The organism is Peribacillus sp. GL_122 (assembly GCF_057835005.1).
The window spans coordinates 3,292,377-3,306,449 of the sequence record NZ_CM174415.1 but is presented as its reverse complement, the minus strand read 5'-3'; the positions used below and the strand labels follow the sequence as shown (position 1 = coordinate 3,306,449).

Below are 14,073 nucleotides of genomic sequence, written 5' to 3'. Positions count from 1 at the left end.
CTTTCATGGATAAGAAAAAGCCAAATAAAGCCCGCATCACAGACATAATTACACTTATGATCAATCCCAATAGCACTAAAATACCTGAAATGCAGCCTTTCCCAATATATAAATAAGATAACAAGTAAGACGGAAGGTATGGTAGCCCCTAAGTAATGCAATATCAGGCTTCGTCTACTTACTAACAACGGAAACTTCTGTGCAGTCGTATAGGAGGTTTGAAGGAAGAGCAGGGTAGGGTTCATTCGTTCCATGGTGCTTGATGGGTTTGACATCTTTTTGATATACAATCAATTCATTGCATATCATGATGTATAAAGAGGATAGTATGATTGTCATTAACATAATTGCATCGGATAATGTGATATCCATATGATGAAATAGAAATAAACTTCCTATTCCCAGAATGGTAAAAAAAGTATTCAATGATTTTCCTCCTGAAGGCATTTTGGAAGCTCCTTCATAAGTCAACATATTATAGCAAAATCCAATCTGGAATATTTAGTGTATTCTTCAAATTATATGAAATATCATGAAAGGTAAATTTTAACTATATAATTCTATGTCTCCAGATTTGTCAACCATTGGCTTTTCTGATAGTATAAATGTCCATTTCGTCTTAGCATCGGCATTGTAATGAGTTTGATAACTAAATAAGGAAGGGGAAGTGGTTTCATTGGGTAATCACCCTGATTTTGAACAGGAACGGCAGCGGCTGGATTTTACGAAACGTTATATCGATGTAGTCATCAAAACATCAGAAACAAGCAAGGATCAATTTCAGCGGAATATGCAAGAAGCTTTTGGCGATGCCGATTGGTCTGAATCAGGCTTATATTCACAGTTGCTGACGACGGCCAACTTTTTTGAGATGTCCAAAACCGAACTTGAAAGTTTACGCAAAGCAAGTAAAAAGCCCTACTTTGCAAGAGTGGACTTTGAAAGGAATGACGGTGATAGAGGCGAAGTCCTTTATTTCGGGAAAACATCGCTTTATCAGAGGGAAAGCCAGGAACAGATCATCGTCGATTGGCGATCCCCGATTGCAAACCTCTATTATGAGGGACGGATTGGTGAAATAGAATATGAAGCGGAAGGAGAGACATTCAGCGGGAACATCACTTTAAAAAGACAGCTAATGATCGAAGAAGGTGTCTTGGAGGAGATAAGGGACGTTGATTTGACAACAACGGATGAATTATTGCAGGAATCCCTTTCCAAAAGTTCCAGCAATCGATTGACAGATATCATTACCACGATCCAGGAAGAACAAAATAAAATCATTCGTGCAGATTTGAATAAACCTATCATTGTCCAAGGCGCAGCGGGCAGTGGTAAAACTACAATTGCTTTACATAGGATCTCTTATTTCATTTATCACTATAAAGACTTGTTCGATCCGCGACAATTAATGATTCTTGCTCCGAGCCGGGTTTTCATTGACTACATATCTGAAGCTTTACCTGAATTGGGTGTCGAAAAGGTTAAACAATTCACATTTTCCGAATATGTTCAGGCAGCGATTGGAAAGCAAGTGAAGCTTGTAGCGGATGATAAATTAACTCGATTGCTGGAAAAGGATGATGAAGATATTAAATCGGCCGTCTGGATATCAGGTCTGAAGGGCTCCCCTGTCTTTAAATATATATTGGACGAATATGTAAAGGATATTTTCAGGGGTTTTCATCCGAATGCTGATTTTTATTGTGATAAATATCGCCTCTATTCCAAAAAGAAGTTCATTAGATTATTGGAAGAGGATTATTGGTATTTACCGTTATACAGCAGGCTGGACAAACTGAAGGCCATTTTACAAAATGAAGTGAAATTGAAAAAGAAAATAATGCTTGAACGTGTTGTTGACCTTTATGATGCCAAAATTGAAAAAGCTCTCTATAAAAATATTGATCCAGTCATTCGTAAGGATTTTGTTACAAAATGCCTCGATAAAAAGGAGGAAAGGATAGGTCAGATCCAAAAGGCAATCCGTACTTCCGTAAAAGGGTATTTTAAGCAATTCAAAAGTAAAGGTCTCCTGGATTACTATCAGGAGTTATACGAAGATTCAGAGCGTCTTGCCTCTTACAGCAACGGTAAACTTACTGTTGAAGATGCCAGTGTATTATGTGAGTATAATCATAAATTATTTTCTGTTAAAAGTTACGAGATGGAGGACTTAGGAGCATTATTATATCTTCAGGAGCGGCTTTTTGGTATCGATAAAGAAAACAAAGCAAAAAATGTCGTCATTGATGAGGCACAGGATTACAGCTTCATGCAGTTACAGGCACTAAAGACGGCAGTGGATACCGATATGTTCACACTTGTAGGCGATCTTGCACAAGGCATTCATTCATACCGCGGACTTCAAACATGGGAAGAGGTTCACAGTCGTATTTTCCCTCGGGCGACGTATACCGAATTACAAAAAAGCTACAGAACAACTGTTGAAATAATGAAACAAGCTAATGAAATACTTCAGTTGTTAACATATGATTTCCCGGAAGTTGAACCTGTAGTCCGTCATGGCAAAGAGCCGGAATTCATTTCCATTGAAAAGGAAGGTTGGGAAGAAGAACTTATCGAACTTATTGCAAGCCTTAAAGAAGAAGGATTTAAAACGTTTGCCGTTATTGCTAAAACGATGAAAGATTGCAAACTGGCAAACGAGAAACTAAGGGGATTCCATCAAGGCTTTCATTTAATAGATGAAGAGGGAAACATCCCTAAGGATAAAACGTTGATTGTTCCTTCTTATCAAGCGAAAGGTCTCGAATTCGATGTCGTATTTGCAATATCCCTGGAAGAAGCGTATTTCCATGGAAATGAACTTGATATCAAATTGCTGTACGTAACAATGACAAGGCCATTGCACAGGCTTTATTTTTTAGGTAATGAGAAAAATGCTTTTCTTATCGAGACATGAAAGGGTAGGGTGGAGTGTAACCACCCTCCTCTAAATACGCTTACAAATGCAAAAGGATATCCTGAATATCTTCCCACCAGAAACCGACTTCGATGAGCTCGATGCCTGCCATTTTAACGGTTTTTTCAGCTATAACTTGACCGCCAAGGGTGTTGTAAAAATCGCATGAAGGATTATCCTTTAATGCCCAGATTATTAAATTCTTATGTCCCATTTCAATAAGCTCATGTATGACAGCTTTTATCATTTTTCGGCCGAGTCCCTGTCGTTGATATTCTTTTAAAAAATAAATGGCATATACTTCACCTTGAATACGCGGATCATTCGTTTGTTCAGGCCCGCCGGCAGCGAAACCGATGATTTCCCCATTGGCGCTTTCCGCTACAAAGGTGGCATTATGCAGCATCTTTAAATTTCTTAGCCAGTTTTTCTTTTTGGCTTCCAGATTCATGGAGGACAAATATTGTTCCGGGAGGATTCCTTTATAAGTCGTTTTCCAGCTGTTAATATGTACATTTGCTATTCCATTTACATCTTCTTCTATAGCTTTCCTTATCTTCATGAAAACACCTTCTGATTTCCGTTTTTCCCTAGAATATCATGGAAAAAGTGAATAAGCATATTATTTATGTTTAAAACTGCATGAGAAAGGATAAGAAATAAAAGAGTGATTCAACCAGATGAGGGGAAGGATGAGAAAGATGAAATTGAAAGTTAGTTTTTATTTTCCGGGCGGCAAAGAACTAGAGCATGAGGTTGAGGGCGATGACTCAACTCAAATGATTTCAAATATTCAAAAGCACCGTTTTTATAATTTAGTTAAAGGCGATTGCCATTATGTCGTAGATACGGAAAAAGCAGCTTATTTTTCTGTAACGGAAATATTGGATTGAGAATAAACCGCATTGGACATTTGTTCCATTGCGGTTTATTCTTTTTGTTGTAAGGAAACCGGAAAAGGAGTATCGACAATGAAAATCAATTTTACCAAGAAACAGTATGAAACATTATTCAAAATGGTTCAGTACGGATATTGGGTTGCTTCCGATACTGAAGATAATAAAGAATACAGTGAGATGGAACAGTATCTCAATTCCTTTGCCAAAGATTTCGGCATGGAAGGAGTACAGTTTGTGAAGGAATATGAAATTTTTGATTTAAGCAGGGAATTGGAGGAGCAACTTCATGAAGTCATAAATGAGTATGAAGAAGGAGTTTTCAGGGATAAGCTTGCTTACCATTTGGCTAGAAAAGAGTTTGCCGAGGAGTCGGAAAAACATGAATACAATCAGGAGGAAGCGTTTAAACGTATCATGGAGCTCGAAGAAAAATATCATCTTCATATTGAAGAACATGGATTAGTGAAATTGAAAATAGATGAATAAATAGAGAGAGGACTTAATTTGTCCTCTCTTTTCTCATTCTGAGAAGTCATGATTTCCGTGTTCATCACGAATGTCTTCAACCACTTCGCAAAGGTTTTATACACCAGGGTTATGGCCTAATTTTTCAACTGTGTATTGGTAAAATGCAATTAAGTCATTTTGTGACGCAAAACCTGCTTGTGCAGTCTGTTCGTTCCCTCCGCCTTTCCCATTATACGAAGCGAGTTCAGCCCTGAAATATTGTCCGCAATGAAAGGGGAAGGCCCCACTGTGCGAAAGGATGACCTTTTGCTCCTTACGTGATGCTAATAATACGGTAACCTTTTCCTTTTTTACAATCGTATTTGCAAGGTAAAGCAGTTCTTTCATTGAGCTATCTTCGAAAATATGAGAGATGAATCCCCCTGCATTTTCTGCAAGCAGAGAGTCAGCAAGAAAGTTTGCATTTTCAAGTTTTAAGTTTTCATTTGCCGATAGTAGCTGCTTATAGTCATTCTCCAGTTTCTCCACCCTATTCAGAATCTCTGTACGTCCGGTATTGAACTTATTCGATAATGCTGAAAGAATTCCTAGACTTTCGGAATAATCGTTCAATGCCCTGAAGCCGCACTTAAAATAGAGACGGGTATGTTCTTTCTGCTTTTCCGTTTTGAAAATTTTTATTAAGCCAATCTCACCGGTACGCCCTACATGAGTTCCACCGCAAGGGTTATATTCAATCCCTTCAATCTCAACAATACGGATATTCTCTGAAACTTTAGGCATTTTGACGACAGGAAGTGTCTGTAATTGCTCGTTTGTCACGTAATAGATAAGTATTTCGCGATTCTCGATGATATATTGATTAACTAGCTTTTCAGCAGCAACCGTATGTACTTCAGTCCATTGAAATCCTGACATTATATCGATCGTTAAATATTCTTTTCCAAGGTGAAAGCTGACCGTATTAGAGTCGAACAGTTCCCTGCAGACAGCAGAGAGTAAATGCTGGCCGCTATGCTGTTGCATATGATCGAAGCGGCGGGACCAATCAAGTTCACAGTGAACGATTTCTGAATCTGGCCTTCTCTCCGTCTTATGCAGAATCTTTCCATCATTGCCTTTTTTAACGTCAAGAACGGTGATTCCTTCTATTAAACCAGTATCTGCAGGCTGACCGCCCCCTTCGGGATAAAAAGCGGTTTCTTCAAGAGTGATGTAGTAATAGCCATCTTCTTCAAAGCTCTCCTGAATTTTGGTATCCCATTGGGAAGTTTTTGTGGATGTGTAATACAATTTTTTTGTCATGAATGTTTTCTTTTTCCTTTCTGTTGATCATTAAATTATATCATCGAAATACCTGAGTATGAAATTGCGGGTTTAGAAGATAAGTCAGGTAAATAAGTAAACTTTATGACAAATTTTAAATAAATTGTGCTTAGCGGAACTGCTAAAATATGAATTGATGGACAATGGCTTCCACGTTAGCTATTTCAAAAGTGGTGGAAAGGCATTTCAAAAGCTGAAAACCTCACCTCCGGATGCCATTGTACTGGATATCCTTCTTGAAGGGAGAGATGGACGGCTGGAAGTTCCTGAGGGAATTAAAAGGATCTGCTGACTTGAATGAGATTCCCGTTTTTGTATCGACCGCACTTGACGAATGGGAGAAGGGAATTTCCTTGGGAGCAAAGGATTATTTAGTTAAACCGTATTAACCGAGCCAATTATCCAAAGTGATCATGCATACCTTGTTAAGTAATGGTAAACAAGGGCAGATTCTTATCCCTCAGGCATTCCATGAAGAAAACAAGGATTAAAAATAAAAAACCGTAATAGGTATACAGAACAACAAAAAAATGATAAATTCAAATATGTTGGAAAAATAAATAATTGGGTACAATTGTAGGTAAAGGTAAGTTACAGGAGGATTTTTATACATGCAAAAAATTCAGGCCGGCATGGCTGTAGAGTTAGAAGTGGAACGTAAGGCTGATTTCGGATGGTTTTTAACGGATGGTTCAGAAGATGTCTTACTTCATCATAATGAAATGAGTGAAGGAACGGAACTTGAGCTTGGCGATGAAGTAACTGTGTTCATCTACCATGACAAACAAGCAAGGCTAACAGCGACAATGAAGATACCTGAAATTCAGATTGATCGATATGGCTGGGCGGAAGTTGTCAATGTGAAAAGGAAACTGGGTGTTTTTGTGGACATAGGTCTTTCCAAAGATATTCTTGTATCCCTGGACGACCTTCCGAATATTGATCGTTTATGGCCTGAGGTTGGTGATCGTCTATATGTATCCCTGAAGACAGATCGTCATGATCGTCTGTTTGGTAAACTTGCAACGGAAGATGTAATTCAGGAGATTGCAGTGACAGCTCCTTTAAAAGGAGTCCGAAACACCAGTATTAAGGGAAATGTCTATCGTTTGCTAATGGTTGGGTCTTTCTTTATTTCACAAGAAGGATACCGCTGTTTCATTCACGAAAGTGAACGCAAGGAAGAGCCCCGTCTTGGTGAATTAGTTGAAGGACGTGTCATTGATAGTAAAGAAGATGGAACGCTTAACGTTTCTTTAATCCCCTTTAAACAAGATTTAATGGGGGAAGATGCTGATGTCATTTTCACTTATTTAATGAATCGCGGCGGTGCAATGCCTTATGGCGACAAAACGCCACCTGATGATATTAAGTTTCACTTCGGTTTAAGCAAGGGAGCGTTCAAGCGTGCTCTTGGTAAACTGATGAAGGAAGAAAAGATTTACCAGGAAGATGGATGGACATATTCTTCAGACCGTAAATGAAAAAGGCAGCGGATTTTCTCCGCTGCTTTTTTTATGTGAATTTCATTAAAAAAACTTCTTTTTACCTTTTTCTTCTTTTAAAATCTCCACAGCTTCCCTGAACCTCATCGAATGGATAATTTCCCTCTCACGCAAAAACCTGAGTGAATCATTGATATCAGGATCATCCGAGATGTCGATCAACCACTGATAGGTTGCTCTGGCCTTCTCTTCAGCGGCGATGTCTTCATATAAATCTGCAATGGGATCGCCTTTGGCTTGGATATATGTGGCAGTGAATGGATTTCCTGCTGCGTCATGATAAAAAAGGGCACTATCATGATTGGCATAATGGTCACCTAGGCCAGCTGCAGCCATCTGCTGAGGGGTGGCGTCTTTTGTAAGCTTATAAATCATCGTGGCGATCATTTCCAGATGGGCAAATTCTTCCGTTCCAATATCCGTAAGCAGGCCAATCACTTTATCGGGAATTGTATATCGTTGATTTAAGTATCGGAGTGCTGCAGCCAACTCGCCATCAGCCCCCCCGTATTGTTCTATTAAATATTTTGCCAATCGGGGGTTACAGTCTCTTACTTTAACTGGATATTGCAGCTTCTTTTCATAAACCCACATAGAAATCTCTCCTTATACCTGCCATGGCCAAGGGCCTTGGCCCCATTCCCATTTATTTTCACCGCCTGAATTGTTTCCAAAACCCAATAATGGACCATATTTAGGCTCAAAAACCGATTTCAATTGTTTGGAGTATTCATGAAATTGATTGAATTGCTGTAATGCTTGCTGATCATTAGGATGTGTATCCAAATAAAGAGTCAACTCGACAAGTACGAAATCCGCTGCCTGGATTTGCTCAAGCAACTGATAATATTCATCATCCAGTTTCTTATTCATTTATGTCTCCCTTTCCCGATATGGATTATCATAAAAATCATAAAAGAATTTCCAAAGTGTCCCGTATTTCAAAGCTTCCTCCGGTGTGAACTGCTCCAAATTCGGCGGTTGGAAATTAATATACAAATTAGGAGGTGTCCTGTAGTACTTTCTCCCAATAGGCGGGCACGGATCGAATTTACTATGGAAAGGTTTATATGACTTAACTAAGGTAAAAGTCTTTTCGCGAGTCACAAAAATACCTCCTTTGTAAAGATATAGCCTTTAATTTTTATGTCTGGGTAATGCATAATATGACTCATCTGGTCTCGGAAGGAAATTTTATGGGAAATGATGTTTTTTCAGAATATTATAAATTATTGTTATAGTCCCGTTATCTTACTGTGATGTTTGTCATCTATTCTTTATCTGTTTGTTCTTTGTATAGAAAAAAACTATGTTAAGATTTAACTCGTAGCTTATAAAGCAGCTCACAAGGAGGTAACAACATATGAAAAAATCAATCTTATCGTTAGCGGCAGCGGCTGCAATATCCGGTGCATTCACAATTCCGGTACAAGCAGAAGATGTCAAAGTGAAAGATGGAGACACATTATGGGGGATATCTCAAACTTATAAAGTATCAATAGAAGATGTTAAGTCTTGGAACAATTTGTCTTCAGACGTGATTTATGCCGGAGAAACCATACATATTTCTCAAGAAGAGCATCATAAAGTAAAGTCAGGGGACACATTATCGGAAATTGCAGACAAATATGATGTAGCGGTAAATGATATTAAATCTTGGAACGGTTTAAATTCAGATACAATCCATCCTGGTCAGAAACTGGTCATTAAACCTGCAGCTAATAAAGTCGAAGCTGCGAGTGTAGGGCCTGCGCAGGAATCTGAGCAAGCTGCACCAGCAGAACAATCGGAACCAGCAGAACAATCGGAACCAGCAGAACAATCAAAGCCAGTGGAACAATCGAAACCAGCAGAACAAACAAAGCCGGTTGAACAATCGGAACCAGCAGAATCATCAGAAAAAGCAGACACAAACAATGAATCCAGCAATCAAGCAGGAATCGAAAAAGAAATCACTGTTAGAGCAACTGCCTATACGGCTGATTGTCAAGGCTGCAGCGGTACTACAGCCACAGGAGTTAACTTGAAGGCTAATCCTAATGCAAAGGTGATTTCAGTGGACCCATCAGTCATTCCGCTTGGATCTAAAGTTTATGTAGAGGGTTATGGCTACGCGACCGCAGCTGATACAGGCAGTGCCATCAAAGGGAATAGAGTGGACATTTTTGTACCTAACGAAAAAGATGCCGTGAATTGGGGCGTTAAAAACGTCAAAGTTCAAATCCTGAATTAATAAAACCATACAAAACATGTTTATATATTGAAAAAGTAGACACAGACATAATGTGTCTGCTTTTTTTGTCCTTTTGGTTCACGGGAAAAGCAGGTACAATGAAAGAAATAGATCCTTATAAATCCTAACAAGGTAAATAGGAGGAGTTATAAATTGATGGAAAAAGCACGTGAATATTTACAAGAATACTTTGGTTATGAGTCATTCCGAAAAGGTCAGGAACAGATTATCGAACAGGTTTTGGGAGGAATAAACACAGCGGGAATCATGCCTACTGGCGGAGGTAAATCAATATGTTACCAAATTCCAGCCCTTCTGTTACCAGGTGTAACACTCGTGATATCCCCACTTATTTCCTTGATGAAGGACCAAGTAGATGCCCTCGAACAAAATGGAATTGATGCCACATTTCTTAATAGCTCCATTTCTGGGTTAGAATCATCCAATAGAATGAACGATATTAAGCACGGTAGATATAAGCTGGTTTATGTTGCACCTGAACGGTTGGAAAATCCTGCATTTCAACAGGATCTATTTAATGTGGAAATTTCATTGGTTGCCATTGATGAGGCCCACTGTATATCTCAATGGGGACATGACTTCAGACCAAGTTATTTAAAAATCAAAACCTTATTGAAAAACATGCCATCAGCTCCCACTGTACTGGCATTAACGGCAACAGCCACACCGCATGTGACCGATGATATATGTCAGTCACTAGGAATATCAGTGCAGCATACAGTATCAACGGGATTTTCCAGAGATAACCTGTTCTTTTCCGTTGTGAAAGAAGAAAATCGCGGACGGTTTTTAATGCGCTATTTAGAGAAAAACAAAAGTGAATCGGGTATCATATATGCAGCCACTAGGAAAGAAGTCGATTCCTTGTATGCTAAGCTTATTAAAGCCGGATTCAAAACAGGTCGATACCATGCTGGCATGAATGAACAAGACCGGTCGGAACAGCAAGACCAATTCATTCGTGATGACGTTCCCTTGATGGTGGCAACATCCGCCTTTGGGATGGGAATTGATAAGTCGAATGTTAGATACGTCATCCATTACCAAACTCCAAAGAACATGGAGAGTTATTATCAGGAAGCGGGCCGTGCAGGGAGGGATGGTTTGGATAGTGAATGTATCCTCTTATATTCCCCTCAGGATATGCAGATACAGCGTTTCTTGATTGATCAATCAAATCCCTCGCAGGAGTGGCAATCCCAGGAATTGAAGAAATTGAACAGGATGAAGGATTATTGTTTTACAGAAGGGTGCTTGCAAGCCTTCATCCTTCGATACTTTGGAGAAGAAAACCCGGAAGATTGCGGTCATTGCGAAAATTGTACAGATAAACGTGACTCTGTTGAAGTAACTACACAGGCACAGATGGTCCTTTCATGCATGTTGCGAATGGGTGAGCGATTCGGTAAAACGATGATTTCCCAAGTGCTTACGGGATCACGCAATAAGAAAATTGAAGAGTTCGGATTCCAGAAGCTTTCAACCTATGGCATCATCAATGATCAATCTGCAAAGGATGTAGGTGATTTCATTGATTTCCTGACAGCAAAACAGTACATCGAAATGACGGGCGGCCAGTTTCCGGTCCTCAAGGTTACCAATGCTGGCAGGGAAGTGCTACTGGGACAGAAAAAAGTCCTGCGTAAGGAAATAAAAAAAGTAAGCAGCATCAGTGCGGATCATGGGTTGTTCGAAGAGTTAAGACAGTTAAGAAAAGAATTGGCAAGTAAGGAAAATGTACCTCCATTCATTATTTTTTCCGATGCATCTTTGAAAGATATGGCCGTCAAACTGCCGAGGACGGAAGAGGAATTCCTGGAAGTTAAGGGCGTAGGGATGCAGAAATTTGAACGCTTCGGATCCGTGTTCTTACAAGGGATTTCCCAATATGTACAGGCACATTCTGAATTAGAAACGAATACTATGGTTACAAAGGAAACGGTAAAGCGAGCTACTAAACCATCTCATTTAGAAAGCTATCGCTTATATCGGGAAGGCAAATCAATCAAGGAAATAGGATCATTGAGAGGGCTGTCTTCCGTATCAATTGAAAATCATTTATTAAAGTGTGCAGAAGAACACTTGGAGATTAAATGGGATGATATTTTCTCGGATAAAGAGTTTGATCTTGTTATGGAAACTGCGAAACAATTGGATTCCGAAAAATTGAAACCACTAAAAGAAGCCCTGCCTGAGCATGTTTCCTACTTCATGATTAAAGCGATCTTGGTTAAAGCAGGGTTGGAAAACGAAAGGTGTTAAGGTTTTTTTGATAATTTCTTCATTGAATAAATAAGAATTTAGTTTAATGCGTATACTAGGAATGATAAAAAGGAGAAATTTTGTGCCTTTAATCAGAGTCTTTATATAAAAAAGAGGAGGTTGCTCATGTATTTTGGTAAAAAGAATTCAGAGGAACCAGAAATCGTTATGGAAGATACGATAGTATATGCATGTGGATCAGCTGATTGCAATGGTTGGATGAGAAAAGATTTTGCCTCGGAAAACTATGATTGCCCAATGTGCGGAAGTCAATTAGTTGAGGAAGTCAGGGAACTTCCAAAAATTGAAAATGAGTATAATGCGTTTAAATAAAAGAGGTGAATCATAGCCTCTTTATTTTTTATTTTAAGAAAGAAGTATGACGGAGTAGTTTCATTTTGGATTAAGGCTTTACATATAAAAATATTTATGGTATTATTAAGTTTCAGTGTTATGAAAAGAAAACACTGGAGGGTAATTTAAAGTAACATTTTTATTAATAAAATAATTTTTCATCGTTTTCATGATGAAGTAGAAACAAGTTAAACACATCTAGAAAAAAGAACTACATGTAACCATTTTCCTCGATCCATTTCTGTTCTTCATTAACTTACTTCTATGTACCATTTGTCTTTTGGAATTTAATCTACCCAATTGGAATTACGGACGGTTTTAATTAATAAACATGTACTTACAAGCTTTTATCTGATTCTCGCAGGCACGGTCTAGGAACCGTATGGATGGGAGAGAGGCAGGGCTTTCATTGTTTTAGGTTTTGGCATTAAAAATTACTCTCATGCTCGATTCGCTTTGAAATGTTCATTGAACGAGCAGGAAGAACCATATGGAATGGATTCTTAAACAGCGCAGTCTCGATTATCTTGAAGGGTAAGTCAGGGACTGTGTTTCATTTTGGGGAATCGTTTCTTTTTTGAATCTTTCTTCAAATATATAAAGCATATATATGATATAATGGTTACTGAGATATGAAAAATTCATGTCGTAATCTCAAGTTCTTACCATTCAAAAGTTTGTTTGAAAGAACAATAATCATACTTAGATTTGCGAATGGTTATTTACTCACAATTTAGATTAAACGCCATCTATTCTTTCTTTTATCTTTATGGCTTGTGATCTGTTATGCAGGACGGAGTCAATTCAATTCTAAGGAGTGAGATATATGTATAGAAGAAATAATACGGAAGAAATCATTCCTGAAGAAACAAAGGTGTGGGAATGTACATCAGAAGATTGCAAAGGTTGGATTCGCGATAACTTTACAAGTAATGATGAACATGTTTGTCCGTTATGTAGCAGCGAGATGAAACCCGGCACCAGAATGCTTCAAGCAATCAACAATCCAAGAAACTATTAAGGCTATATAAAAAAAGCTGAAGGGGATTCTCCCTTCAGCTTTTTTTATCTTTTTGCCAATTGGATGAAGCAAAAAGCAGGTGAGGTTAGTGGATATCTTTTTTCTTGAATCGACCGCCTCGAACTTCCGCGATATCCCCTACGGCAAGAAATGCAGATGGATCGAAGCTTTTGACTATTTCTTTAAGTTTTGCTTCCTCAAGCCTGTTTATTACACAAAAGATGACTTTTTTATCATCACCGGAATAAGCACCTTCGCCAGCTAAAAAGGTTACGCCCCGTCCAAGACGATTCATTATCGCTTCGCCGATATCATTAAATTCATCACTTATAATCCAAACAAATTTGGATTCGTCCAAACCTGCGATTACGATATCCATTGTTTTATATGCCACGAAGTAAGCTATGATCGAATACATGGCACGATCCCACGAGAATACGAAGCCCGCACTGCCAAGGATGAATAAATTAAAAAACATGACGATCTCCCCAACGGAAAAAGGGAGCTTCTTGCTAGCGAGAATAGCAAGTATTTCTGTACCATCCAATGAGCCGCCATATCGAATGACCATTCCAACACCAATGCCAAGAATCATTCCGCCGAAAGCGGACGCTAGGAGGATATCTTGAGTGAAAGCTGGTACATGATGAAGCAATGTAGTGGTAATGGAAAGGACTAAAATTCCATAAAGGGTAGATAATGCGAAGGTTTTTCCGATTTGTTTATAACCGATAAAAAAGAAAGGAAGATTCAAAATGAAAAGAAAGATTCCAAGCTTCCATCCAGTGATGTAAGATAACATAATCGATATACCCGTTATGCCCCCGTCGATTACGTTATTCGGCACTAAAAAAATCTCGAGGCCGACAGCCATTAAAACCGCACCGATTGTAATTAAAAGACCTCTCTGTAAAATTTGTCTAAGTGTTAATTTTTTATGCTGGGTCTTCTTTTGCATAATTTCTGTTGTGCTTGCACCTGCCAGGTCTGACATAATCATGCCCCCCACTCCTTCTCTCTATATAAGTTCTATTTAATTATAAACCTATAGGTATAAT

General features: G+C 38.7%; 16 protein-coding genes. 9 read left to right on the top strand and 7 right to left on the bottom strand.

What is annotated here, in order from left to right:
* Positions 1-174 precede the first annotated feature (174 nt).
* Positions 175-426 carry a hypothetical protein gene (locus AC3ISB_RS15875; RefSeq protein WP_489273700.1) on the bottom strand — a complete coding sequence of 84 codons (252 nt, stop codon included), beginning with the start codon at positions 424-426 and terminating at the stop codon, positions 175-177.
* A 250-nt stretch (positions 427-676) separates the two neighbouring features.
* Here AC3ISB_RS15875 and AC3ISB_RS15870 point away from each other — a divergent pair, with 250 nt between their 5' ends.
* Complete coding sequence (locus AC3ISB_RS15870) at positions 677-2,926, top strand: HelD family protein (RefSeq protein ID WP_489273699.1); 2,250 nt, start codon at positions 677-679, stop codon at positions 2,924-2,926.
* 40 nt (positions 2,927-2,966) lie between these two features.
* Here the strand turns inward: AC3ISB_RS15870 and AC3ISB_RS15865 are convergent, their stop codons facing one another.
* Positions 2,967-3,488 carry a GNAT family N-acetyltransferase gene (locus AC3ISB_RS15865; RefSeq protein ID WP_489273698.1) on the bottom strand — a complete coding sequence of 174 codons (522 nt, stop codon included), beginning with the start codon at positions 3,486-3,488 and terminating at the stop codon, positions 2,967-2,969.
* A gap of 139 nt (positions 3,489-3,627) precedes the next feature.
* Between AC3ISB_RS15865 and AC3ISB_RS15860 the strand changes: the two genes are divergently transcribed.
* On the top strand, positions 3,628-3,819 hold the full coding sequence (locus tag AC3ISB_RS15860) for a hypothetical protein (RefSeq protein ID WP_480339439.1): 192 nt from the start codon (positions 3,628-3,630) through the stop codon (positions 3,817-3,819).
* Between the two features lie 78 nt (positions 3,820-3,897).
* Positions 3,898-4,311 (top strand): hypothetical protein, encoded by a 414-nt coding sequence (locus AC3ISB_RS15855; protein WP_098369412.1) that lies wholly within the window; start codon positions 3,898-3,900, stop codon positions 4,309-4,311.
* A gap of 96 nt (positions 4,312-4,407) precedes the next feature.
* Here AC3ISB_RS15855 and AC3ISB_RS15850 read toward each other — a convergent pair whose 3' ends face one another.
* Positions 4,408-5,598, bottom strand: coding sequence for an alanyl-tRNA editing protein (locus tag AC3ISB_RS15850; RefSeq protein ID WP_489273697.1), 1,191 nt, complete (start codon positions 5,596-5,598; stop codon positions 4,408-4,410).
* A gap of 257 nt (positions 5,599-5,855) precedes the next feature.
* Between AC3ISB_RS15850 and AC3ISB_RS15845 the strand changes: the two genes are divergently transcribed.
* Positions 5,856-6,008, top strand: a complete 153-nt coding sequence (locus tag AC3ISB_RS15845) for a response regulator (RefSeq protein WP_179890959.1) — start codon at positions 5,856-5,858, stop codon at positions 6,006-6,008.
* Positions 6,009-6,230: 222 nt separating this feature from the next.
* Positions 6,231-7,103: a CvfB family protein gene (locus AC3ISB_RS15840; RefSeq protein WP_098369415.1), complete on the top strand. Its 873-nt coding sequence runs from the start codon at positions 6,231-6,233 to the stop codon at positions 7,101-7,103.
* A 45-nt stretch (positions 7,104-7,148) separates the two neighbouring features.
* On the opposite strand, the gene cotJC is transcribed toward AC3ISB_RS15840, so the two are convergent.
* From cotJC to AC3ISB_RS15825, 3 genes are read right to left on the bottom strand one after another with little or no spacing between them, the layout of a single operon-like run.
* Positions 7,149-7,718, bottom strand: coding sequence for a spore coat protein CotJC (gene cotJC, locus AC3ISB_RS15835; protein WP_034307306.1), 570 nt, complete (start codon positions 7,716-7,718; stop codon positions 7,149-7,151).
* 12 nt (positions 7,719-7,730) lie between these two features.
* The gene (locus AC3ISB_RS15830; RefSeq protein ID WP_098369416.1) at positions 7,731-7,997 is read right to left on the bottom strand and encodes a spore coat protein CotJB; all 267 of its coding nucleotides are present in this window, start codon (positions 7,995-7,997) and stop codon (positions 7,731-7,733) included.
* The gene (locus AC3ISB_RS15825) at positions 7,998-8,231 is read right to left on the bottom strand and encodes a spore coat associated protein CotJA (RefSeq protein ID WP_063234475.1); all 234 of its coding nucleotides are present in this window, start codon (positions 8,229-8,231) and stop codon (positions 7,998-8,000) included.
* Between the two features lie 256 nt (positions 8,232-8,487).
* Between AC3ISB_RS15825 and AC3ISB_RS15820 the strand changes: the two genes are divergently transcribed.
* The 4 genes from AC3ISB_RS15820 (at position 8,488) to AC3ISB_RS15805 (ending at position 13,015) form a co-directional block, all read left to right on the top strand.
* Positions 8,488-9,357, top strand: a complete 870-nt coding sequence (locus tag AC3ISB_RS15820; protein ID WP_489273696.1) for a 3D domain-containing protein — start codon at positions 8,488-8,490, stop codon at positions 9,355-9,357.
* 153 nt (positions 9,358-9,510) lie between these two features.
* Positions 9,511-11,640 (top strand): DNA helicase RecQ, encoded by a 2,130-nt coding sequence (gene recQ / locus AC3ISB_RS15815; RefSeq protein WP_489273695.1) that lies wholly within the window; start codon positions 9,511-9,513, stop codon positions 11,638-11,640.
* 126 nt (positions 11,641-11,766) lie between these two features.
* Positions 11,767-11,973 (top strand): cold-inducible protein YdjO-related protein, encoded by a 207-nt coding sequence (locus tag AC3ISB_RS15810; protein WP_061463486.1) that lies wholly within the window; start codon positions 11,767-11,769, stop codon positions 11,971-11,973.
* Between the two features lie 847 nt (positions 11,974-12,820).
* The gene (locus tag AC3ISB_RS15805) at positions 12,821-13,015 is read left to right on the top strand and encodes a cold-shock protein (RefSeq protein WP_034307294.1); all 195 of its coding nucleotides are present in this window, start codon (positions 12,821-12,823) and stop codon (positions 13,013-13,015) included.
* Between the two features lie 85 nt (positions 13,016-13,100).
* Here AC3ISB_RS15805 and AC3ISB_RS15800 read toward each other — a convergent pair whose 3' ends face one another.
* Positions 13,101-14,015 (bottom strand): YitT family protein, encoded by a 915-nt coding sequence (locus tag AC3ISB_RS15800; protein WP_230303410.1) that lies wholly within the window; start codon positions 14,013-14,015, stop codon positions 13,101-13,103.
* Positions 14,016-14,073 lie beyond the last annotated feature (58 nt).

What these genes read in the sequence shown, in the direction of transcription:
- AC3ISB_RS15865 (WP_489273698.1), bottom strand. Translation starts at nt 3,488, where the DNA reads ATGAAGATAAGGAAAGCTATAGAAGAAGATGTAAATGGAATAGCAAAT.
- AC3ISB_RS15860 (WP_480339439.1), top strand. Translation starts at nt 3,628, where the DNA reads ATGAAATTGAAAGTTAGTTTTTATTTTCCGGGCGGCAAAGAACTAGAG.
- AC3ISB_RS15855 (WP_098369412.1), top strand. Translation starts at nt 3,898, where the DNA reads ATGAAAATCAATTTTACCAAGAAACAGTATGAAACATTATTCAAAATG.
- AC3ISB_RS15850 (WP_489273697.1), bottom strand. Translation starts at nt 5,598, where the DNA reads ATGACAAAAAAATTGTATTACACATCCACAAAAACTTCCCAATGGGAT.
- AC3ISB_RS15840 (WP_098369415.1), top strand. Translation starts at nt 6,231, where the DNA reads ATGCAAAAAATTCAGGCCGGCATGGCTGTAGAGTTAGAAGTGGAACGT.
- cotJC (WP_034307306.1), bottom strand. Translation starts at nt 7,718, where the DNA reads ATGTGGGTTTATGAAAAGAAGCTGCAATATCCAGTTAAAGTAAGAGAC.
- AC3ISB_RS15830 (WP_098369416.1), bottom strand. Translation starts at nt 7,997, where the DNA reads ATGAATAAGAAACTGGATGATGAATATTATCAGTTGCTTGAGCAAATC.
- AC3ISB_RS15820 (WP_489273696.1), top strand. Translation starts at nt 8,488, where the DNA reads ATGAAAAAATCAATCTTATCGTTAGCGGCAGCGGCTGCAATATCCGGT.
- AC3ISB_RS15810 (WP_061463486.1), top strand. Translation starts at nt 11,767, where the DNA reads ATGTATTTTGGTAAAAAGAATTCAGAGGAACCAGAAATCGTTATGGAA.
- AC3ISB_RS15805 (WP_034307294.1), top strand. Translation starts at nt 12,821, where the DNA reads ATGTATAGAAGAAATAATACGGAAGAAATCATTCCTGAAGAAACAAAG.
- AC3ISB_RS15800 (WP_230303410.1), bottom strand. Translation starts at nt 14,015, where the DNA reads ATGATTATGTCAGACCTGGCAGGTGCAAGCACAACAGAAATTATGCAA.